Source organism: Paraburkholderia sediminicola (assembly GCF_046026895.1).
Taxonomy (GTDB): Bacteria; Pseudomonadota; Gammaproteobacteria; order Burkholderiales; family Burkholderiaceae; genus Paraburkholderia; species Paraburkholderia sediminicola_C.
Genome location: NZ_JAQQEU010000082.1, coordinates 1 through 22,272, shown reverse-complemented (window position 1 = coordinate 22,272; position 22,272 = coordinate 1). Strand labels below are relative to the sequence as shown.

19 protein-coding genes are annotated in these 22,272 nt (G+C 65.5%); 12 read left to right on the top strand and 7 right to left on the bottom strand.

What is annotated here, in order from left to right:
* Positions 1 to 50 precede the first annotated feature (50 nt).
* Positions 51 to 2,360 (bottom strand): hybrid sensor histidine kinase/response regulator family protein, encoded by a 2,310-nt coding sequence (locus tag PQR02_RS33850; protein ID WP_408242025.1) that lies wholly within the window; start codon positions 2,358 to 2,360, stop codon positions 51 to 53.
* A 687-nt stretch (positions 2,361 to 3,047) separates the two neighbouring features.
* Here PQR02_RS33850 and PQR02_RS33845 point away from each other — a divergent pair.
* The 8 genes from PQR02_RS33845 (at position 3,048) to PQR02_RS33810 (ending at position 10,835) form a co-directional block, all read left to right on the top strand.
* Positions 3,048 to 3,416, top strand: a complete 369-nt coding sequence (locus PQR02_RS33845) for a response regulator (RefSeq protein WP_408242023.1) — start codon at positions 3,048 to 3,050, stop codon at positions 3,414 to 3,416.
* Entirely contained in the window at positions 3,409 to 4,032 is a 624-nt protein-coding gene (locus tag PQR02_RS33840; RefSeq protein ID WP_408242021.1) for a chemotaxis protein CheC, read from the top strand. The genes PQR02_RS33845 and PQR02_RS33840 overlap by 8 nt, the downstream gene beginning before the upstream one ends.
* Positions 4,029 to 4,967, top strand: a complete 939-nt coding sequence (locus PQR02_RS33835) for a GGDEF domain-containing protein (protein ID WP_408242019.1) — start codon at positions 4,029 to 4,031, stop codon at positions 4,965 to 4,967. The genes PQR02_RS33840 and PQR02_RS33835 overlap by 4 nt, the downstream gene beginning before the upstream one ends.
* 317 nt (positions 4,968 to 5,284) lie before the next feature.
* On the top strand, positions 5,285 to 6,133 hold the full coding sequence (hpnD, locus tag PQR02_RS33830; RefSeq protein WP_408242017.1) for a presqualene diphosphate synthase HpnD: 849 nt from the start codon (positions 5,285 to 5,287) through the stop codon (positions 6,131 to 6,133).
* A 4-nt stretch (positions 6,134 to 6,137) separates the two neighbouring features.
* Positions 6,138 to 7,406, top strand: coding sequence for a hydroxysqualene dehydroxylase HpnE (hpnE, locus tag PQR02_RS33825; protein WP_408242015.1), 1,269 nt, complete (start codon positions 6,138 to 6,140; stop codon positions 7,404 to 7,406).
* Positions 7,403 to 9,445, top strand: a complete 2,043-nt coding sequence (gene shc, locus PQR02_RS33820; protein ID WP_408242013.1) for a squalene--hopene cyclase — start codon at positions 7,403 to 7,405, stop codon at positions 9,443 to 9,445. Before hpnE ends, shc begins: the two co-directional genes overlap by 4 nt.
* A 3-nt stretch (positions 9,446 to 9,448) precedes the next feature.
* On the top strand, positions 9,449 to 10,183 hold the full coding sequence (locus tag PQR02_RS33815) for a phosphorylase (protein ID WP_408242011.1): 735 nt from the start codon (positions 9,449 to 9,451) through the stop codon (positions 10,181 to 10,183).
* 172 nt (positions 10,184 to 10,355) lie between these two features.
* Positions 10,356 to 10,835: an acyl-CoA thioesterase gene (locus PQR02_RS33810; protein WP_408242009.1), complete on the top strand. Its 480-nt coding sequence runs from the start codon at positions 10,356 to 10,358 to the stop codon at positions 10,833 to 10,835.
* A gap of 175 nt (positions 10,836 to 11,010) precedes the next feature.
* On the opposite strand, the gene PQR02_RS33805 is transcribed toward PQR02_RS33810, so the two are convergent.
* The gene (locus PQR02_RS33805) at positions 11,011 to 12,036 is read right to left on the bottom strand and encodes an MlaA family lipoprotein (RefSeq protein ID WP_408242007.1); all 1,026 of its coding nucleotides are present in this window, start codon (positions 12,034 to 12,036) and stop codon (positions 11,011 to 11,013) included.
* A 2-nt stretch (positions 12,037 to 12,038) separates the two neighbouring features.
* The gene (hpnN, locus tag PQR02_RS33800) at positions 12,039 to 14,654 is read right to left on the bottom strand and encodes a hopanoid transporter HpnN (RefSeq protein ID WP_408242005.1); all 2,616 of its coding nucleotides are present in this window, start codon (positions 14,652 to 14,654) and stop codon (positions 12,039 to 12,041) included.
* Between the two features lie 214 nt (positions 14,655 to 14,868).
* On the opposite strand from hpnN, the gene PQR02_RS33795 reads away from it, so the two are divergent.
* Positions 14,869 to 15,474: an MlaC/ttg2D family ABC transporter substrate-binding protein gene (locus tag PQR02_RS33795; protein WP_408242003.1), complete on the top strand. Its 606-nt coding sequence runs from the start codon at positions 14,869 to 14,871 to the stop codon at positions 15,472 to 15,474.
* A 107-nt stretch (positions 15,475 to 15,581) separates the two neighbouring features.
* On the opposite strand, the gene hpnH is transcribed toward PQR02_RS33795, so the two are convergent.
* Both hpnH and ispH read right to left on the bottom strand, forming a co-directional pair.
* A complete protein-coding gene (hpnH, locus tag PQR02_RS33790) occupies positions 15,582 to 16,736 on the bottom strand; it encodes an adenosyl-hopene transferase HpnH (RefSeq protein WP_408242001.1) in 1,155 nt (384 codons plus the stop codon).
* Positions 16,737 to 16,746: 10 nt separating this feature from the next.
* Complete coding sequence (gene ispH / locus PQR02_RS33785) at positions 16,747 to 17,691, bottom strand: 4-hydroxy-3-methylbut-2-enyl diphosphate reductase (protein WP_408241999.1); 945 nt, start codon at positions 17,689 to 17,691, stop codon at positions 16,747 to 16,749.
* A 333-nt stretch (positions 17,692 to 18,024) separates the two neighbouring features.
* On the opposite strand from ispH, the gene hpnC reads away from it, so the two are divergent.
* Both hpnC and PQR02_RS33775 read left to right on the top strand, forming a co-directional pair.
* On the top strand, positions 18,025 to 18,891 hold the full coding sequence (gene hpnC, locus PQR02_RS33780; RefSeq protein ID WP_408241997.1) for a squalene synthase HpnC: 867 nt from the start codon (positions 18,025 to 18,027) through the stop codon (positions 18,889 to 18,891).
* Entirely contained in the window at positions 18,891 to 20,063 is a 1,173-nt protein-coding gene (locus PQR02_RS33775) for a glycosyltransferase (protein WP_408241996.1), read from the top strand. The genes hpnC and PQR02_RS33775 overlap by 1 nt, the downstream gene beginning before the upstream one ends.
* Positions 20,064 to 20,121: 58 nt before the next feature.
* Here the strand turns inward: PQR02_RS33775 and PQR02_RS33770 are convergent, their stop codons facing one another.
* Positions 20,122 to 20,718 carry a hypothetical protein gene (locus PQR02_RS33770; RefSeq protein WP_408241994.1) on the bottom strand — a complete coding sequence of 199 codons (597 nt, stop codon included), beginning with the start codon at positions 20,716 to 20,718 and terminating at the stop codon, positions 20,122 to 20,124.
* A 121-nt stretch (positions 20,719 to 20,839) separates the two neighbouring features.
* Positions 20,840 to 21,850 (bottom strand): hopanoid-associated sugar epimerase, encoded by a 1,011-nt coding sequence (gene hpnA / locus PQR02_RS33765; protein WP_408241992.1) that lies wholly within the window; start codon positions 21,848 to 21,850, stop codon positions 20,840 to 20,842.
* A gap of 132 nt (positions 21,851 to 21,982) precedes the next feature.
* Between hpnA and PQR02_RS33760 the strand changes: the two genes are divergently transcribed.
* Positions 21,983 to 22,272: acylphosphatase (locus tag PQR02_RS33760; RefSeq protein ID WP_408241989.1), on the top strand; the 290-nt coding region annotated here is incomplete at its 3' end.

Genomic DNA, 22,272 nt, shown 5'->3' with positions numbered 1-22,272 from the left:
CGTGAGCTTGTCGACGCCCGGAGAGCCCGCACCAGCCCGCCGACGCTGCCCTACGTTGCCGGATGCGTGGCCGGATCGCTGCCCGTCTGCGCCACGTCGCGCTGGATCGTTTCGAGCAGCTTTTCCAGCAAACCGATATCGAATGGCTTGGAGAGCACCCTCACATCCACCCGCCGCGCGCGGTCGAGTTCTTCCGCGTAACCGGTGACGAGAATCACCGGCAGCTTCACGTCGAAGGCCAGGATCGCCTCGGCCAGATCGATGCCGTTCATCTTCCCCGGCATATGAATGTCCGATAGCACCAGATCGAACGGCAGCGGCTCGCCGGTGCGCGCCCGCCGCGCATTGGCGTCGTCGAACAGATGCAGCGCGGTGTCGGCGTTGAACACGCAAGTGACCTGGTGGCCCATCATCTGCAGCAGCGCTTCGGTGCCGGCGGCCACTTCTGCGTTGTCCTCGACCAGCAGGATGCGCAGCCCCTGCGCCGGGGCGCTCACGTCGGCGCTCGCTTCGGCCGGTTCGGGCGCCTCGGGCTCGGCGGCGGCGCGCGGCAGATACAGGCGCACCGAGGTGCCCGCGCCGACCGCGCTGTCGATCGCGGCCAGCCCGCCCGAGCTCTCGCAGAACGCGAAAACCTGCGGCAAGCCGAGGCCGGTGCCCATGCCTTTCGGCTTGGTCGTGAAAAGCGGCTCGAAGGCGCGCGCCAGCACGTCGGGCGCCATGCCGACGCCGGTATCCTCGAGCGACAGTTGCACGAAGTCGCCGGTCAGCGGAAAGCCGTCCTCGTGACGGAAGGTGATATTGCTCGCGCGCAACGTGAAACGCCCGCCGTTCGGCATCGCGTCGCGCGCATTGACGGCCACGTTGATCAGCGCCAGTTCGAGTTCGGCGACGTCGACGCGCATCGGCCAGGTCTCGACGCCGGGATCGATCACGAGCGACACCTTCGCCCCGAGCGAAGCGCGCAGCAATTCGCGGCACGCCGGCAGCCAGCGTTCGAGCGACAGCGTTTCGGTGCGCAACGGCTGCTTGCGCGCGACGCCGAGCAATTGCCGGGTCAGCGACTGGCCGCTCTTGAGCGCGCGCTCCATCGCCGACAGTTCGCGGTCGAGCCCGGCCACGCCGAGCCGCCGCGCGATCTGCACGTTCGACGAGAGGATCATCAGCAGGTTGTTGAAGTCGTGCGCGACGCTGCCGACCAGCGTACCGAGCGCCTCCATCTTGCGCGACTGGCGATACGCCGATTCGATCGAGCGGCGCATCGACGCTTCGGCCTGCCAGCGCTCCCACGCTTCCTCTTCGGCGCCCAGGCGCCGCAGCGACAGCCAGATCACGCACCACAGCGCGATCGACGGCGTGAACATCGACACGATCAGCACGCTCAGGTGCCGATACCACGCGGCCCAGATCGCTGAGGTGCGATAGCCGCACAGCACGTACACGGGATACGAACCGACATGCCGGAACGCGAGGATCAGATTGTCGCCGTCGACGTTCGAGCGCATGCGTACGACCCCGGCCCGCCGCCCCTGCGCGATGGCTTCGGCGAATGGAGAACCCGGCGCCATCGCCGTGGGCTCGCGCGGGCTGCGCGGATAGTGCGCGAGGATCGCGCCGTCCGTGCGCACGAGGCTCATGATCATCGGCGTGCTGCTGCCGCCGCCGAGCAGTTCGCGGTAGAACGCGTCGAAGTAGCTGGGCCGCAGCGCCACCGAGACCACCCCGGCGAACGCGCCGTCCGCGGCGCGCCGCTCCACGCCCATGTTGAACACCTGTTCGCCGGGCACGTACCCGGTCATCACCTTCGACACGTGTTCGAGATCCTTGCCGCCGCGAATGCCGACGAAGTCGTCGCGCTGGCCGATCGATAGTATCGGCGACGGGTAATAACGGCTGCTGGCGAGCAAGTCCCCGTCGTGCCCGAAGATCGACACCGCGGCGACTTGCGGATAGCCGCCGCCCATCGTGCGCAGCTTGTCGTGAATCTCGGCTTCGCGGGCGCGGATGCCGTCGTCGTCCAGACCTTCGGTCAGATCGATGATGCGCGCGTCGAGCGTCTCGTTCATGTCGAACACTTTCAGCGCGTGCTCTTCCGCGATCCGCACCGTGCGCAGCGTCATGTCGGTGGCGTCGGCCTCGCGCGTGCGCAGATCGGTGAGCGCCATTGCCGCGACATACACGCACGGCAGCACGATCGCCGCAGCGAGCAGCGCGATCAGCGTGATGCGCCGGACGTGGAAATTCTGCTCCGGCACGACGGGAAACGACGCCCCGTCCGCTTGAGCAAGCGTGCGGCGCGAGCGGCGGGAACCGCGGAACAAGCGGCTCGCGCGAGGCGGGTCGAACCGGTCTGGTGTCATTTTCGATAATGCCAAAATCATTCGGGACCAAAAGGCCGGCAACCGGCTACATACAGAGGAAGCATACACAGGGCGGCGGTAGAAGTTACCTCGGCGCAGAGTCCGGCGCTGGCGCGGGCATTCGTCTGTTCTTTAAACAGCGACGAATCCGGAAGCGCAAACGTAGTCAAAAGTATAAATGGCAAAGAAAGTCTTTCAGAGCTATTGAAACATTTTTAGAAACCGCGTCCCGTGGGAAAATGTGTTTAATGAATAACAATTTGACGAGTTGCCTTTGCGCGGTTTTGCTTCGAGAATATGTTCCACGATAAAAATCCGTCTGCCATGTTCGGACGGCGTCGCCGCGAGGGCCTCCAGAGCATGCGTCACTACGCATGCGCCGAGGAGCGCGCGGAACCACGCGCGGCAGGGGGCCAGCCTGATCCACGAAGCCGCGCAGATCGATCTACGGGGTGGGCTTCGAACATGCCGGTCATAGCCGTCGTCCAAGGTGCGTACTCATATCCATACGGGCGCGTCCGATCCATCAAAGGCGCGTCACCGCGCCCGCTCCCCGTTCGCCCTCGGCAACCTGCGTCCCAGCCCGATACATCGCCCTTTACCGCGAGTCGACAGCGCTTGCGCTAAAGAAATCGTCCTGATTCGCCGTTAATGCGTAACAGATAATCTCGCTGTTCCGAGCCCCCCATGCCTTTGCCCATTGTGATCGCCGATGATTCGCTGCTTGCCCGCAAGGTGCTCACCCGGGCATTGCCGCCGGACTGGGAGGTCCACGTGTCCTACGCATCGAACGGGCGTGAAGCGCTCGCTCTGTATCGCGAAGGCAAGGCGTCGGTGATGTTCCTCGACCTGACGATGCCGGACATGACCGGCTATCAGGTGCTGGAAGCATTGCAGCACGAGGATCTGAACACCTTTGTGATCGTCGTCTCCGCTGACGTTCAGCCGATGGCCCAGGCGCGCGTGCGCGCGCTCGGCGCCGCCGCGTTCATCGCCAAGCCTGTGACGCCCGAGGCGGTACTGCCCATCCTCAAGGAGTACGGGTTGTATGTCTGAGCCAATCCTCACTGAAGACCAGCGCGATGCGCTGCAAGAGGTCGCCAATCTGGCGATGGGCCAGGCCGCGACGCGGCTTGCGCGGCTGCTCGATTCGTTCATCGAATTGTCCGTGCCGCGCGTGAAGCTGGTGGCGGTCAGCGAGGCGGCGCAGGCGCTGCGCCAGATGACCGGGATCGAGGACACGGTGAGCGCGGTGCGCCAGGGCTTTCGCTCCGACATCAAGGGCGAGGCGCTGGTGATCTGCCGCAGCGACTGCATCGCGCAGTTGTGCTCGCTCGTCAGCGATCCGTACGCGCGTTCGAGCTACGAGGCGGTGAGTCAAACGGAACTGATGTTCGACGTCGCCAACGTGCTGACGGGCGCGTGCGTGTCGTCGATTCTCGACCAGCTCGGCCGTACGCCGGTATTCTCCGCGCCGGGCCTGCTCGGCGAAGCGATGACCCTCGACGACGTGTTCCAGCCCGGTGTCTTGCAATGGGAAGTCGCGCTGCTGGTCGAGGTGAATTTCGCGCTGGAGGACCACACGTTTCGCGCGCACCTCGTGGTGCTGATGGCCGAGGAGTCCATCCGTCACATGAGCGTGGCGCTCGACGCGCTGCTGTCGAGCCTATGACCGTGTCCGTGGATTCGTTGAGCGATCTGGTGGTCGAGCGCGTCGGCTTCGGCATCTTCGTGCTCGACCGTGAGATGAACGTGCTCATGTGGAACCGCTTCATGCAGGACCACAGCGGGCTGTCGTCGGAACAGGTGGTCGGCAGGTCGCTGTTCACGCACTTTCCGGAACTGCCGCGCGTGTGGTTGTCGCGCAAGCTGGAAAGCGTGTTTCAGCTCGGCAGTTTTGCGTTCAGCTCGTGGGAACAGCGGCCGTATCTGTTCCGGTTCGATCACGACCGGCCGATTACCGGTGGCGTCGATTTCATGCAGCAGGACGTCACCTTCATGCCGCTCACGCGCGATCGCGAAGTGGTCGCCGTGTGCGTGACGATCTCGGATGTCACGCACGTGAGCATCGTGCAGCGCGAGCGCGAGGAGGCTGTCGCCAAGCTGCAGGAATACGCGGACCGCGACGGTCTGACGGGCATCGCCAACCGCCGCTTCTTCGAAGCGCGTCTGCGCGATGAATTCACGCGCTGGCAGCGCTATGGCGGCGACATGTCGATGCTGCTGTTCGATCTCGACCACTTCAAGAAGATCAACGATCAGTTCGGCCACGGCGTCGGCGACACGGTGCTGCGCGTGATGGCGCAGCGTGTCGCGGAGGTGGTGCGGGCGCAGGACATTTTCGGGCGTTTCGGCGGCGAGGAGTTCGCGTTGCTGCTGCCTTGTACGCCGCTTGCCGACGCGATGCGCGTCGCGGAGAAGATCCGCGGCGTGATTGCCGATACGCCGGTCGAGGTGCAGGGCACGAGCGTCCCGGTGACGGCGAGCGTCGGCGGCGCGGCGGCGCGCGTGGGCGTGCCGGCGTATGACGTGCTGATCAACGAAGCCGATGCGGCGCTCTACAGCGCGAAGCGGCAAGGGCGCAATCGCTCGGTCTCGTTTGGCTGACGGCGTGGGGCAAGGTGCGGAATCGGCGGCGGACTGTGCCGCCCGGAACGGTCTGTCTCGCCGCCAAAGCACACGACGCGACGCACACGCCGCATCGCACACCGCCGGTCGTCGTCCGCCACGCAGCCAAGCTTTCCTTCCTGCCCCAATTCACCCGCGAAACTGCGGCGTCTTGCAAACGTTGATATACTTTTCGCCGTTTCCGGCTTCCCAGCCGGGTATTTCGCGCCTGTCCGCGCGCGAGTGCTGCCTGCCCTGCGGGTAGGCATCAACCCTCTTTGAACGCCTTTCAGCGGGCGCCTCCAGCGGAGAACGTCTTGGCTGTTTCCAATCTTGTCGTGGACGATACAGAAATCGACGCCGCTGCCGCCACGTCCGGCAGCTCGTTCTATCTCGCCATGCGCATCCTGCCGGCCGCGCAACGCGATGCGATGTATCAGGTCTACGCCTTCTGCCGCGCTGTCGACGACATCGCCGACAGCGACATGCCGCGCGCCGAACGCGCCGCCGCGCTCGAACGCTGGCGTGCCGACATCGACGCGTGCTACGCCGGCGCGCCGCGTGCTTCGTTGCGCGCGCTGACGCGGCACATTCACACGTTTCATCTGCAGCGCGAAGACTTTCACGCGATGATCGACGGCATGGCGATGGACGCCGCCACCGACATCTGCGCGCCCGACGAAGCCACGCTCGACCTCTACTGCGACCGTGTCGCCAGCGCGGCGGGCCGTCTTTCGGTGAGGATATTCGGGATGCAGGACGAGCCCGGCCGGCTGCTCGCGCACCACCTGGGCCGCGCGCTGCAACTGACCAACATCCTGCGCGATATCGACGAAGACGCCGGCATCAACCGTTGCTATCTGCCGCATGAGCTGCTGGCGCGCGAAGGCATCGCGGTGACGAACCCCGCGCAGATCGCCGACGATCCGTCGCTGCCGCGCGTGTGCGCGTCGCTCGCCGAGCGCGCGCGGCAACACTTCGCCGCGTCCGACGCGATCATGGATCGCGAGCCGCGCAGCCATGTGCGGGCGCCGCGCATCATGTCGGGCGTCTATCGCCTGCTGTTCGAACGCACGCTGGAGCGCGGTTTCGACATTCCTCGCACGAAGGTCAGCAAGCCGAAGCTGCGCATGCTGTGGATCGTCGCGCGTTACGCGCTCTTCTGAGCTGATGCCGAAGCTCGTACATGTGGTCGGTGCGGGCCTCGCCGGTCTGGCCGCCGCGGTGCAGCTCCAGCGGCGCGGCGCCCAGGTTGTGCTGCATGAAGCAGCGGCCCAGGCGGGCGGCCGCTGCCGTTCGTATTACGACGCGAAGCTGGGCGCGACCATCGACAGCGGCAATCACATGGTGCTGTCGGGCAATGCCGCGACGCTCAACTATGCGCGCGCGATCGGCGCCGCCGACGAACTCGTCGGCCCGCAGCAGCCCGAGCTTCCATTCGTGGATCTCGCCACGCGGGCGCGCTGGAGCGTGCGACTGTCGCCGGGACGCGTGCCGTGGTGGATCTTCGACCCGAGCGCGCGCGTGCCGAATACCGGCCCAAGCGACTATCTGGCGCTCGTGCCACTGCTTTTCGCCAAGCCCGGGCGCAGCGTCGCGCAGACCATGCGTTGCAACGGCCCGCTGTGGGACCGGCTGCTCAGGCCGCTGTTGCACGCGCTGCTGAACGTCGAGCCGCGTGAAGCGTCGGCCGAGCTGACCGGCGCGATGGTACGCGAGGCCTTGCTGGCCGGCGGCCTCGCCTGCCGGCCGCTGGTGGCGCGCAACGGCCTGGGCAGCGCGTTCGTCGATCCGGCGTTGCGCTTGCTGCAACACGGCGGCGCGACCATCCAGTTGGGTTCGCGCTTGAGGGAGATTGTCTTCGCCGCCAACGGTAGCCGCGTGCAGGCGCTGAATTTCGTCGACGGCGACATTGCGCTCGACGCCAACCAGGCGGTGATTCTCGCGTTGCCGCCGGAGATCGCACCGACCCTCGTGCCGGGTCTGCGGGCGCCCACCCGCTTCGCCGCGACCGTCAACGTGCATTTCGCGGTGGAGCCGCCGTTCGGGGTGCCGCCGGTCACCGGTCTGCTCAACTCGACGGCAGAATGGCTGATCGCGTTCGACGACCGCCTGTCGGTCACGGTGAACGCGGCGGAGCGTCTGCTCGACGTGCCGCACGAAGCCCTCGCGAGCAGCGTCTGGGCCGAGGTGGCCCAGGCTGCCAATCTGCCTGCCGCGCCGATGCCGGCCTGGCAGGTCGTAATGGAAAAACGCGCGGCGTTTGCCGCGTTGCCCGACCAGGAAACGCTGCGTCCGGGCACGCGCACTCGCTGGAACAACCTGATGCTCGCGGGCGACTGGACGGCCACCGGCCTGCCCGCGACGATTGAAGGCGCGATCCGCTCCGGCCAGAAGGCCGCGGATACGTTGCTGAATGAACCGATGGAACGCCGATGAACGATTTATCTCAAGCCCAGGCGCTAGACGCCGACCTGCCTGAATCCGCTGGCGCGGCGCTCGCGACCCAAGCGCAGCCGCAAGCCGAAAAGCCGGCTGCCGTGGCGTCGACAGCGTCGCTGGACGCCGCGATCACGCGCGCGACCGACGCCATTCTCGCCGCGCAAAAACCGGACGGCCACTGGGTCTACGAACTCGAAGCCGACGCGACGATCCCCGCCGAATACGTGCTGCTGGTTCACTATCTCGGCGAAACGCCGAACCTCGAACTGGAGCAGAAGATCGCGCGCTATCTGCGCCGCATCCAGTTGCCCACTGGCGGCTGGCCGCTCTTCGCCGACGGCGCGCTCGATATCAGCGCGAGCGTGAAGGCGTACTTCGCGCTGAAGATGATTGGCGACCCGGCCGACGCCGATCACATGGTCCGCGCGCGCGAGGCGATTCTGGCCCACGGCGGCGCGGAACACGTGAATGTCTTCACGCGAATTCTGCTCGCGCTGTTCGGCGTGGTGTCGTGGCGCGCCGTCCCGATGATGCCCGTCGAGATCATGCTGTTGCCGATGTGGTTCCCGTTCCATCTGTCGAAGGTGTCGTACTGGGCGCGTACCGTGATCGTGCCGCTGCTGGTGCTCAACGCGAAGCGGCCGCTCGCGCGCAACCCGCGCCGCGTGCGCATCGACGAGCTGTTTCGCGGCGCGCCGGTCAACACCGGCATGAACGAGCGGGCGCCGCATCAGCACGCCGGCTGGTTCGGCTTCTTCCGCGGCGTGGACGCGGTGGTGCGGGCGCTCGACGGCCTGTTCCCGAAGGCCACGCGCGAACGCGCGGTGCGTGCGGCGGTGGCGTTCGTCGACGAGCGGCTGAACGGCGAAGACGGCCTCGGCGCGATTTTCCCGGCGATGGCCAACTCGGTGATGATGTACGACGTGCTCGGCTATCCGGCCGATCATCCGAATCGCGCGATCGCTCGCCAATCGCTCGACAAACTGCTCGTTATCAAGGACGACGAAGCATATTGCCAGCCGTGCTTGTCGCCGGTGTGGGACACGTCGCTCGCGGCGCACGCGCTGCTCGAAACCGGCGAAGCGCATGCCGAGCAGGCCGCCGAACGCGGACTCGCGTGGCTGCGTCCGCTGCAGATTCTCGACGTGCGCGGCGACTGGATCTCGCGCAGGCCGAACGTGCGGCCGGGCGGCTGGGCGTTCCAGTACAACAACCCGCACTATCCGGACGTCGACGATACGGCGGTGGTCGTGATGGCGATGCAGCGCTCGGCGGCGCTCACGCAATCCGCGGTCGATCGCCAAGCCATTGCGCGCGCGCGCGAATGGGTGGTCGGCATGCAAAGCAGCGACGGCGGCTGGGGCGCGTTCGAGCCGGAAAACACCCAGTACTACCTGAACAACATTCCATTCTCCGACCACGGCGCGTTGCTCGATCCGCCGACTGCGGACGTGTCGGGCCGGTGTCTTTCGATGCTCGCGCAACTCGGTGAATTGCCGCAGAACAGCGAGCCGGCGCAACGCGCGTTCGCGTACATGCTGCAGGAGCAGGAGTCGGACGGCAGCTGGTACGGACGTTGGGGCCTGAATTACATCTACGGCACGTGGACCGCGTTGTGTTCGCTGAACGCCGCCGGCATGCCCCACGACGACCCGCGCATGAAGCGCGCCGCACAGTGGCTGCTGTCGATCCAGAATCCGGACGGCGGCTGGGGCGAGGGCGGCGAGAGCTACAAGCTTGACTATCGCGGCTACGAGCGCGCGCCGAGCACGGCCTCGCAGACCGCCTGGGCGCTGCTGGGCCTGATGGCCGCGGGCGAGGTCGAACACGAAGCTGTCGCGCGCGGCATCGACTATTTGCAGCGTGAACAGCGCGAGCACGGCTTGTGGGACGAAACGCGCTTCACCGCGACCGGTTTCCCGCGCGTGTTCTATTTGCGCTATCACGGCTATCGCAAGTTCTTCCCGCTGTGGGCGCTGGCACGCTTCCGCCATTTGAAGCGCAACGGACTCACGCGCGTCGCGGTCGGGATGTAACGGATGCCGCTTTCGACAACGCCGTCAGCCGATGCCGGCCGCAGTGGCCTGCCGGTGATCGTGGTAACGGGCATGGCGTTTGAAGCGCGGATCGCGCGCGGCGAGGGCGTCGAGGTGGTCTACGCGGCTCGCGCCGATCTGCTCGAACGGGCGCTGAGTGCGGCGGTCGCGCGCGGCTGCGCGGGCATCGTCAGTTTCGGGACGGCGGGCGGACTGGCGCCGGATCTGGAACCGGGCTCGCTGATCGTCGCGAACGCCATCGAAGGGCCGTTTGGGCGGCTCGAAACCGATCGGCAATGGGCTGACAGGCTTGCCGCCGCGATAGCCGCAGGGCCGCTCGCGGTGCGTCTGCGGCGCGGCCTAATGGCGGCGGTTACCGTGCCCTTGGTGACCGCAGATGACAAGCGCGCGCTGCATCTCGCAGCGGGCGCGTTGGCGGTGGATATGGAGTCGCACATCGCCGGTGCGACGGCCGCCGCACATGGGCTGCCGTTCGCCGTGTGCCGCGCGGTGATCGACCCGGCATGGCGCACGCTGCCGTCCGCCGCGACGGCTGGCCTGCGCGATGACGGCAGCACGGCGCTCGGGCCGATTCTGCGCGAGCTGCTGCGACAACCGTCGCAACTCCGCGCGCTGCTCCAGGTCGCGGTCGACGCCCGCGCCGCGCGGACTTCGCTGGTGCAGGCGCGACAGGCGCTGGCCGAGGCCGGGGCTCTGCGCATGATGACGGCGCTTTGACGGGCAGCCGGTAGCCCGAGTGGCACGTGGTTTTCAGCGCTGATCGTCACGCGAAAATTCAGCAGCCGTTGAAATACTAGGGAAAACCCCTATATTTGGTACTATATCGGTGTTAACCCTAGGTTCGCGAGCGCAGACCCGCCGACCAGGAGCCCCAAACACGGAGTGCCAAATGAATTTCCATACCAGAAAGTGGGTCAAGCCCGAAGACCTCAACCCCAACGGAACGCTGTTCGGCGGCAGCCTGCTGCGCTGGATCGACGAAGAAGCGGCGATCTACGCGATCTGTCAGTTGGACAATCAGCGTGTCGTGACCAAGTTCATGTCCGAGATCAACTTCGTCAGTTCCGCGCGCCAGGGCGACATCATCGAGCTGGGCATGACCGCCACGCATTTTGGCCGCACGTCGATCACGCTGCGCTGCGAAGTGCGCAACAAGATCACGCGTAAAAGCATCCTGACCGTCGAGAAGATGGTGTTCGTCAATCTCGACGAAAACGGCGAGCCCGCGCCGCACGGCCGCACGCAGATCCGTTTTGCAGACGAGGCGTTTGCGCGTTATCGCGAGAGTTCGCGGCGGGTGCCGCAAGGCGCGGTGGCCGTCGAAGATGAGAGGCTGGCGGCGCGCGCTGAGGCGGACGCCCTGCATTGAGGTAGTTGATCGGCTCGGGAGCGCCGCTGGGCGGCGGTGTCCCGCCTTAGCGCGTGCCGATGTGGTATGGGATTCTGTTCAGTCTTACCAGCTTTTAGCTAACCTTCGCGGGACACCCATTCTGGGCGTCCCGCAGCGCTTTCGTACTTCTCCAGCGCGTTTCCTTCCTCCATCCCTATTGCGCAACAGGTGCCGAAGCCGGTTGTTTGTCGTCAGCCGGTGCGGTTTGAGGGGGCGGCGCCGGTGTGCCCGACGCGGCTGCTGGTGCCGCAGCCGGCGGTGTCGCCGGCACTGCGCCCCCCGCACCGCTGGCAGGCGTGTCGCCCGGATCGCTGTAGTTGGGCACGCCGGCCGGGGCGCCGGTGGCGGCGCCAGAGGCCGCGTTCGGAGCTTGTGCGGCGTCGCCCGGGTCCGCGTAGTTCGGCAGCGCGACCGGTGCACCGGCGGCCGGTGCGCCAGCGGCCGGCGACTCCGCGCCGGAGTCGCCCTGGTCGTCGTAATTCGGCAACGGCGCGGCGTTGTCCTCGCTAGTGCCGCGCAGACGCGCGCGGCGTTGTTGCGTGTACGCATCGCGCACGAACGAGTATTTGTCGAGCGCGGCCTGCGTTAACAGATTGGTGGCGCCGAGCAGGTCGGAGCGTGTGCTCACGAACTGCAGCAAATACAGCGGATTGCGCACCGCCGGTTCCATGTAGTTCAACGGATTGAACTTCACATCAACGATGAGGCCCATGCTGTCGCGCACGGTGCTCGGCCCGAACAGCGGCAGAACGAGATACGGGCCCGACGGAATGCCCCAGTGCCCGAGCGTCAGACCGAAATCCTGGTGGTGCTTGGGCAGGCCCGCGGGCGTTGCCCAGTCGAGCAGGCCCCCTAGACCGAAGACCGAGTTGAACGCGAAGCGCATGATGTCTTCCGTCGCGTCGGTGATCTTCAGTTGCAGCAGGGCGTTTGCGGCGTTGGTCAGATCGCCCAGGTTCGAGAAGAAGTTGCTGACGGCAGTGCGCAACGGCTGCGGCGTCACCTTCTGATAGCCCTTGGCAACCGGCTCGGCGATGTAGCGGTCCACGCCGTCGTTGAAATTGAACACGACCCGGTTGACCGGTTCGAACGGGTCGCCGGGCTTGCGGTCAGGGCCGGTTGCACAACCGCTGATCAGACCCGTGGCGGCAAGCGCAAGCGCGGTGTTACGCAAATTCATGCTTATATTCCTTTTTGCTTCGCGCGACGTTGGCGCGGCTTGCCCATGAGCACCGGCTGAAACACCACCGCGCCGATCAGCGTGCAAAACAGCGACAGCGCCAGCAGCCGACCCATGCTCGACGTGCCCGGATGGTGCGACAGCCAGAGGCTACCAAACGCGGTTGCCGTTGTCGCCGCGCTGAACAGCACGGCATGCGTCAGGCTCGATTGCAGAAGGCCGGTCTGCCCGTTGCGCCAGGCCATCACGAAATAGATCTTGAATGCCACGCCAACGCCGAGCATCAGCGGCAATGCGATGATATTCGCAAAGTTCAGCGGCATGCCGAACACCACGCACAACTCCAGCGTGACGAGCGCCGAGACGAGCAGTGGTACCAGCGTGCGCAGCATGTCGCTGACGCGCCGCAGCGCGATCCACAGCAGGATCGCAATCGACAGCAGCGCGTAGGCGGCGGCTTGCAGGAATGCCTTGATGATCGTGTCGGCCGAATGCAGGATCGAAATCGGCCCGCCGATCGCGCCGGGCACCGCCTTCTTCACCGCATGCGCGAAGCGCGCGAGCATCGCGTCGTCGTTCGGATCGGTGCCGGGCTGGACCTTCGGCCCGATGTCGACGAGCGCGCGGCCGTCCTTCGAGACCCACGCGGCGGAGATTTCCCTGGGCACGTTCTCACGGGTGATCTCGGTTGGCTGCAGCAGGTTTTCCAGCTGCTTCAACGCGATGCGCAGCGTGTCGGACATCGCGGTCTCCGCGCGATCGCGCGTGGCGGCGTTGGAGGCGGCCAGCTTTTGCAGCGTCGCCGATAGATGCTGGGCTTCCGCGGCGCCCGGACCAGGATGATCCTCGGCGGCCAGCGAAAGCTGGTTCGATGCGCGTTTGAGCGCGGCCACGCGCACCGCGTCGGTGGCCTGCGGCGCGGGCTGCTGCTGAAGCGCGGGCAACAGTTGCTGCGCGGCGCTCGCGATCAGCATCATCTTTTGCTGCTGATCGCTCGGGATGAAAGTGCTCAACGTGGTGACGCGACCCACTTCCGGCAACGCGCGCACGCGCGCGGCCAGCTGGTCGGCTTCGGCGAGCGAGGGCGCCAGCGCATGCACGTTGTTGACCGCGGCTTCCGGCGAGTCCTTGAGCGACAGCAGTGTCGCCATCGATTCGGTGTGCGGGTCCTTCAGATGCAGCGGGTTGAAGTCGAAGCGCAAATGCGTGAGCAACGGCGTTGCGCCGATCACGACGATCAGCGTGCCGATCAGCACCGGTCTGCGGTGATGATCGAGGAAATCGTCGACCGGCGCGAGTTGCTTGAAGCCCGGCGAGCCGGTTTCGCCCGGTGGGTTGAAGACCTTCAGCAGCGCCGGCAGCAGCGTCATGTTGGTGAAGTACGCGACGAACATGCCGACGCCGGCGATCTGACCGAGCTCCGACACGCCGCGATACGCGGTCGGCAGGAACGAGAAGAAGCTCAGCGCGACCGCGACGGCCGCGAGCGTCAGCGGCACGCCGATACTGTGCGCGGTATGCATCAGCGCGGCGGAAAGCCGGTTGTCGCGGTTGCGCTCCTCACGGTATTTGACGCCGAACTGCACGCCGAAATCGACCCCGAGCCCGATGAACAGCACCATGAAGGCGACCGAGATCATGTTGAGCGCCCCGACCATCAGGAGGCCGAGCGCGGCGGTGATCGCGAGGCCGACGAACAGCGTGATGAACACGGCGGCGATCATGCGGCCCGAGCGCAGCGCGAGCCACAGAATGACCAGCACGACGATGAAGGTGCCGATGCCGTTGAGCACGGCGCCGTCCTGGACCGATGCGAACTCTTCGTCGGCGAGCGGCTGTTCGCCGGTCAGTCGGATCGTCGCGCCATAACGGGAGTCGAGGTGCAGCGACGCGGCGGTGTCGCGGATCGCTTGCGACGCGATTGCGCCCGGCTGCAGCGCATCGTAGTTGACGACCGGCTGCACGATCACGAACGAGCGCGCCGGATCGGTGGCGATGCTCTTATCGACCAGCGCGCGCCACGAGAACGCCGCCGGCTGACCGGCCAGCACGCGGTCGAGCGTGTTCGCGCTTTGCGACAGCAGGTGACTCATGTCGCCGAGCTTCACTTGGCCGAGTTGCAACGGCAGCAGCAGGCTCGTGGTGAGCGTGCCGGCGAGGCCGGTCAGGCTCGGGTCGTGGGCGAGGGCGTTGACGAGCGGGCGCGACTGGACGAGCTGCGAGGTGGTGGACATCACCGCGTCGGTTGACGGGAAGAGCAGGCCGTTGTGTTCGAAGAACGGACCGCCGGCGGGCTGCGACACCGCGACGAACTCCTTCGGGTTGCTCTTGAGCGCGGCGGTCAGCGCATTGGCGGCGGCATCGGCGAATTCCGGCGCGCGCGCTTCGACCACCACCAGCACGGTTTGGCCGCGATCCGGGAAGGCCTGGCTCAGCGCGTTCTCGAGCGCCGACCATTGTTTGTCGGTTTCGATGAGACGGCTGATGTCCGTATTGATCTTGAAGTTATGCACAACGTAGAAGCTGCTCAAAATGGCGAGCACAATCGACAGTGCGATGATCCGCAACGGATGGCGCACCGAAGAGGCGACGAGACGGACGATAGATGACTTCAGCATGTAGGCGAACGTGGCCTTATCACGGATGTTGTTTTTGACGAAAGTGCACAAGTATACAGAGCCTGGGCGCTGCAACCCGACTTCGGTAGCAAGTGTGGCTCCCGGTGACGCTAATCAGGGGCGGGAACGCAATGTCGCTATACTGGTCTACCTTGCTTTCGCCCCGGGCTCGCAAGCCCGCCTGCGCTTACTTCTCTCAAATTCTGGCGACCGTATGAAACGTTATCTGTCTGCTTTTCTGGCCGCGGCCATGGTGTCCACGGCGGCTTACGCGCAAAGCTCGCCTGATGCGGTGGTAAAAAGTGCCGTCGAAGGCACGGTCGCCGCGATGAAGGCCGATCCCCAGGCGCGCGGCGGCGACATGGCGAAGATCACCGAACTGGTCCAGACGCGCTTCGTGCCCGCCACCGATTTCCAGCGCACCACGCGCATCGCGGTCGGCAAGCCGTGGTCGACCGCGACCCCCGAGCAGCAAAAGCAGCTGTACGAGCAGTTTACGCTGCTGCTGGTGCACACTTACGCCGCCTCGCTTTCGCAGCTGCGCGACCAGGACGTGAAGTTCAAGTTCGTGCCGGTGAACCTGCCGGCCGGCGCTACCGATGTCGTCGTGCAGTCGCACGTGATCAGCAACGGCGGCGACGACTCGATCGACTACCGGCTTACCAAGGGCCCCTCCGGCTGGAAGATTTACGACATCAACATGATGGGCGCGTGGCTGATCCAGGTGTATCAGACGCAGTTCGCCGACCAGATCGCCAAAGGCGGGATCGACGGGCTGATCAAGTTTCTGACCGCGCATAATGCGCGCGGCGCGGGTTAAGGCCAGGCGGTTTTCAGGGCTGTAAAGAAAAAGCGCGGTGGCCAGCAAGCCACCGCGCTTTTTTGCTTATGCGCGACCTGGGGCGGTTGGAACCGCCCGTCGTACCGTCAGTGCGCGGCGGTAGCCGTCTGCACCTTCTTGCCCTTGCCGGTGCGCTGAATCTCTTCCAGCTTGATCTCCACGTGGCGGGAGAACACATACTCGGCGGGGCGCTGATTGTCGAGCGGGATGTCCTTGGTGAACGCGCCCGTGGTCTTGGGGCCGCGCAGGCTGACCTTCAGCGCCCTCAGCGGATGCGCAACCGTGTCCATCACGGCCGTCGCTTCGAAGCCGCAGTGCACCATGCAGTCGGCGCACTTCTCGTAGTTGCCCGTGCCGTAGTTGTCCCAGTTCGTGGTTTCCATCAGTTCCTTGAAGGTCTTCACATAGCCTTCGCCGACCAGATAGCACGGCTTCTGCCAGCCGAACACGGTACGCGCCGGGTTGCCCCACGGCGTGCACTCGTAGGTCTGATTGCCGGCCAGGAAGTCGAGGAACATCGCCGACTGGCTGAACGACCAGTTCTTGCCGTTGTTGCCGCGCTTGAAAATTTCGCGGAACAGATGCTTGGTCTTGTCGCGATTCAGGAAGTGCTGCTGGTCCGGCGCGCGCTCATACGCATAACCCGGCGAAACGGTGATGCCGTCCACGCCCATCGGGCCCAGCGTGTCGAAGAACGCGGCGACGCGTTCCGGCACGGCGTCGTTGAACAACGTGCAGTTGATGTTCACGCGGAAACCACGGCGCTTCGCTTCACGAATCGCGGCCACGGCCTTCTCGTACACGCCTTCCTGCGACACCGAGTGATCGTGTGCTTCCTTGTCGCCATCCAGGTGGACCGACCAGACGAAGTACGGGTTCGGCTCGTAGTCGTCCATCTTCTTTTCCATCAGCAACGCGTTCGTGCACAGATAGACGAACTTCTTGCGCGCGATGATGCCCTTCACGATCTGCGGCATTTCCTTGTGCAGCAGCGGCTCGCCGCCTGCGATCGAGACCACGGGCGCGCCGCATTCGTCGACTGCGCCGAGGCATTCTTCCAGCGACAGACGCTGATTCAGGATGGGATCCGGATAGTCGATCTTGCCGCAGCCATTGCAGGCGAGATTGCAGCGGAACAGCGGCTCCAGCATCAGGGCGAGCGGGTAGCGTTTGTTGCCGGAGAGGTGCTGACGCATGATGTATGCGCCGACCCGGACTTTCTGTAGCAGCGGAATAGACAAGACGTCCTCCTTAAACTTCGCGTGCGGCGAGTGGTTGCATCAGTTTCGATGGCAACTTGAATTCGACTTTTTCTTCACGGCCCGCCATCGTCGTGACATCGACAGGCCCCAATGCGCTCAACGCATCGATTACGTTCTTGACCATCTCTTCCGGCGCCGAAGCGCCGGCCGTGATGCCCACGGTATGCACGTTGGCAAACCATTCCGGCTTCACTTCCGAACCGTCGGCGACGAGGTAGCTCGCCACGCCGCTTTCGCTGCCGATCTCGCGCAGCCGGTTCGAGTTGGAACTGTTAGTCGCGCCCACCACCAGCAGCACGTCGACCTGCTTGCTCAGTTCGCGCACCGCCGCCTGGCGGTTTTGCGTGGCATAGCAGATGTCACGCGTATCGGGACCGACGATGTTGGTGAAGCGGCGCAGCAACGCGTCGATGATGCCGCGCGTGTCGTCCACCGACAGCGTGGTCTGCGTGACATAAGCAAGCGGCGCGTCGGCCGGCAGGTCCAGATGCGCGACTTCGGCTTCACTCTGCACCAGCAGCACCGTGCCCGGAATCTGGCCGATCGTGCCTTCCACTTCAGGGTGGCCCGCGTGACCGATCAAGATCAGCGTGCGGCCGGCGCCCACATATTGGCGTCCTTGCACATGGACCTTCGTGACGAGCGGGCAGGTTGCGTCGAGCACGTCGAGGCCGCGCGCCTCTGCGTCGCGCTCGACCGTTTGAGCAACGCCATGCGCGCTGAATATGGCCACGGCGCCTTGCGGCACTTCATCGAGTTCTTCGACGAAGCGCGCACCTTTCTGGCGCAGATTGTCGACCACGTGCCGGTTGTGGACGATCTCGTGACGAACATACACGGGCGCGCCGTGTTGCTGTAACGCGCGATCGACGATCTCGATTGCACGAACAACACCCGCACAAAAGCCGCGGGGCTGGGCAAGGATGACTCGCATAAGTGGGCGAACTCCGACTGACGCGGGTTGCGAAGAAGTCCATAAGCGTGACTTTATCGCCGCGATCGTCTAATTAGTTGACGTCTTGAGCCCCGGCGACGAGCCGGTACAGCAAAACCAAACGCGCATTCTAACGCTATCAGGCCAGCTTTGCTTTTGGCGCGCCCCTTGTGCCGGGCGTGTGCCGCACACGCGGCTTGCCTTGCGGCGCCGCGTCCAAGGTGCGTGCCGTCATGTTGGCACGCTGCAACGGTTTGACGGAACCCTTAAACTACGTGATCCCTGCGGCGCGCATCGCGAGCCGCATTACAGAATGGTTTCGAGGCTCGCTGGATGGACGTCGAACAGTACGAAAATTTTCCGATCCCGAGCGTGTTGTTGCCGAAGGCGCTGCGCGCGCCTATCGACATTATCTATCAGGTTGTGCGCACCGCGGCCGATATCGCCGACGAAAGCGACTGCAGCGCCGCCGACCGGCACGCCCGCCTCGCCGATCTGCGCGCGGGTCTGGACGCGGTGGCGCAGCGGCGCGCGGCGCCGGTCCATCCGCTGCTGTTGGGCAAGCTCGCCCGCGTGGTCGCACAGTATAGACTGCCGCTCGCGCCGTTTTATGATCTGCTTGACGCCTGCGCGCAAGACATCGATACCAGCCGTTATGCCGACCGGGCCGCGCTGCTCGACTATTGCCGTCACTCGGCGAACCCGCTCGGGCATTTGATGCTGCATCTGCTAGACGCCGCGACACCGGAGAATCTCGCCGACGCCGACGCGATCTGCACGGCGTCGCAGCTGATCAGTTTCTGGCTGGACGTGGCCGCCGACTGGAAAAAGGATCGCGTCTACCTGCCGCTTGCGGATCTGCGGCGCTTTAACGTTACCGAAGCGCATATCGCCAACGGCGTGGCCGACGACGCCTGGCGCGCGTTGATGGCCTACGAGGTGTCGTTCGTGCGGCAGACACTGGTGCGCGGCGCGCCGCTCGCGTTGCGCATGCCGGGCCGGCTGGGCATCGAACTGTGCGCGGCCGTGCATGGCGGCCTGCGCTTTCTCGAACGGATCGAGAAGGCGGGTTACGACGTGTTTCGCCAACGTCCGGTGCTCAACACATTTGACTGGTGCGTGGTCGCGCTGCGCACCATGGTGATGCGGCTGTCGCGGCGAGTCGGCGTAGAGGCGCGTTCAATCGAGGGTAGTGCTTAATGCCAGTGGTTCTGTTTCTTCTTTCATGTCTCTCCCTGTTGATCTGGTGCGTGCTGCTGTTCGCGCGCGGCGGCTTCTGGCGCGCGCGTCCGGCTGCGCCGCTGACGGTCACGCCGCGTGTGACGTGGCCCGCCGTGGCCGCCGTGGTGCCGGCCCGCAATGAAGTCGACGTGATCGGCGAGGCGGTCACGAGCCTGCTTCAGCAGAACTATGCGGGGGCGTTCCACGTGATCGTCGTCGACGACCACAGCACCGACGGCACCGCCGACGCCGCCCGCGCCGCCGCGTTGCAGCTGCAATGCCCGGACCGTCTGACGGTGTTGAGCGCGAAGCCGCTGCCGCCGGGCTGGTCCGGCAAGGTGTGGGCGCAGTCGCAGGGCATCGAGGCGGTGCGCACGCTCGGCTTGCCCGCCGACTACCTGCTGCTGACCGACGCCGACATCGGCCATCCCGCCGACGCGCTCGTGCAACTCGTCGCCCGCGCGGATGCGGAAAAGCGCGACCTCGTCTCGCTGATGGTCCGTCTGCGTTGCGACTCGTTCTGGGAAAAGGCGCTGATTCCGGCTTTCGTGTTTTTCTTCGCAAAGCTGTACCCGTTCGCGTGGGTCAACAACCCGCGCAATCGCACCGCGGCGGCGGCGGGCGGCTGCATGCTGGTGCGGCGCAGCGCCCTCGAGGAAGCGGGCGGCATCGAGTCGATTCGCGCCGAGCTGATCGACGATTGCAGCCTCGCCGCGCGTATCAAGCATCGTGGCACCGGGCGTCATCCGATCCGGCTGGACGTGGCGGCGCGCAGCGTGTCGCTGCGTCCATACGATAGCTGGCGTGAAATCTGGAACATGATCGCGCGCACCGCCTTTACGCAGCTGCATTATTCGCCCCTGCTGCTGGCGGGCACGCTGGCCGGCATGACGATCATCTATTTGATGCCGCCCGTTGCCGCGCTGGTGCTCGGTCCGTTGGGCTGGCCCGCATGGCTCGCGTGGGCGGCGATGTGCTGCGCCTACGCGCCGATGCTTCGCTACTACCGCCGCTCGCCGTTGTGGGCGCCGTTTCTGCCGCTGGTGGCGTTGTTCTATGTCGGCGCGACGTTCGCGTCGGCGGTGCGCTACTGGCGTGGCAAGGGCGGTCAGTGGAAGGCGCGCGTCCAGGCGCCTGTGCAGGAGCGTTGACGCGGCACGCTTGTTGAGAGCAGACGAAAAAAAGCGGCGCCTGGCGCCGCTTTTCACATCACGCGTTGGTCAGCATCATGTAGAGCTGGATCACCACATCGGGCGAGAACGTGAACGGCACCCAGCCGTGGCCGGTGTGACGCATGACCAACAAGCGGTCGCCGTTCGATTGCTTCTGCACTGCCATCACCGGATTTTTCGTCGATACGAAGCGCCAGCCCGGCGGAATGCCGGGCGGCTGCTCCAGCCTCATCGAGGCGCGAGCGTTCGACAATTCCTCGATCAGTGTGCCGATCTGGTCCGGGCGCAGCGCGACCATCTGGTCGCCGATCGTCATCGTGATCTCGTCCTGCGCGGGCCGGTTGATCTGCAGCGTCGGCTGGAGCTGCGCGGCCGGTTGTTCGGCTGCGGGTTCCGTCGCGGGCTCGTCCGACGCCGGCGCATCGTCCTCGACGACGGTTGCCGCCGTCCCGGCCGTAGCCGTTTTCGCCGCGGATTCAGGCGCAATGTCGGACGCAACAGGCTCCGCCGGCGCTTGCGGCGCACCGGTTTGCGCGGATGTCTCTGGAATGTTTTCGGCCTGCTTGGCCACGACAGCCTGAATGAGCTGATCGACGCCCATTTCCAGCGCGCCGAGCTGTTCGTGAAGGTTCATGCGAGGTTTCTCTGGTAAGACCCGCGATTTTACCCGCTGCGCGCGCCCTTTGACCCGTCGCAGAGGCGGGACTTGTAACAAAATGCTTACGGCTGTGCCGGATTGGCCAGTTCAGGGCCGGTCAGGTCTTCAGATAGCCCGCTTGCCTGAACCAGTCGAGCGCGTCGCGCAGGCCGTCGCGGTAGGGTCGCGCACGATAGCCGAGCTCGCGCTCCGCCTTCGCCGACGTGAAATACATCTTGTTCTTCGACATCTTCAGGCCGTCGACGGTGACGAAAGGTTCGCGTTTCGTGATCTTCGCGACCGCTTCCGCGCCCATCGCGAGCGGGTAGAGCGGCCAACGCGGCAGCGCGAGCGTGGGCGCCTTGCGGCCGGTCAGCGCGGCGATATCCGCGAGCATCTGCTGCAGTGGCAGATTTTCGCCGCCGAGAATATAGCGTTCCCCTATCTTGCCGCGTTCGAGCGCGAGGAAATGGCCGGCCGCGACGTCGTCCACATGCACCAGGTTCAGGCCCGTATCGACGAAGGCGGGAATCTTGCCGAGCGCCGCTTCGACGATGATGCGCCCGGTCGGCGTCGGCTTGACGTCGCGCGGACCGATCGGCGTGGACGGGTTGACGATCACCGCCCGCAGCCCGTCCTCGGCGATCATCCGCTCCACCGCGCGCTCGGCCAGCACCTTGCTGCGTTTGTACACGCCGATCGCCTGGTCGGCCTTGAGCGGCGAGGTTTCGTCGGCGGACTGGCCGGAGCTGGTCACCTTGAGCGTCGCCACGCTGCTCGTGTAGACGATGCGTTCGATGCCTTCCTTCAGCGCCGCGCGCATGGTCGCTTCGGTGCCTTCGAGATTCGAGCGCTCGATTTCGCTCGGGTCCGGCGCCCACAGGCGATAGTCGGCGGCCACGTGCAGGAGATAGCGCACGCCGCGCAGCGCGTTGCGCATCGACGCTTCGTCGCGCATGTCGCCGACGACGATTTCCGCGTCCAGCGCCTCAATGTTCTGGCGCGAACTGGTGGCGCGCACCAGCACGCGCACCTTGAAACCCTTCTGTTGCGCGATGCGCGCCACCGACGAGCCGACGAAGCCGGAAGCGCCGGTCACGAGCACGAGATCGCGATTCTGTTCGGTCATTCTGATTCCATTCCCCGCGTGACAGTCGACGGATTGTACGTGGCGCGCGCGCCGGGTGTCGCGGCTTGGGCGAGCAGGCTCGCCGCGACACGACTAGAATGCCGGCTTGAAAGTTTGTGAGGAGGAGGCGGCATGGCCCCGGATCTGGATCAGCGGATCGAAACGTACTACGTGCGAGTGCGCGGCATGGTGCAGGGCGTCGGCTTTCGCCACGCAACCGTGCGGCAGGCGCACGCGCTCGGCATCAAGGGATGGGTGGCGAACCTCGACGACGGTTCCGTCGAGGCGATGTTGCAGGGTCCGGCCAACCAGGTCGACCGGATGCTGTCGTGGCTGCGGCATGGGCCGCCGGCGGCGCGCGTGACCGAGGTGGCCGGCGAAGAGCGCCGGACCGAAAAGCGTTTCGAGCGTTTCGAGCAGCA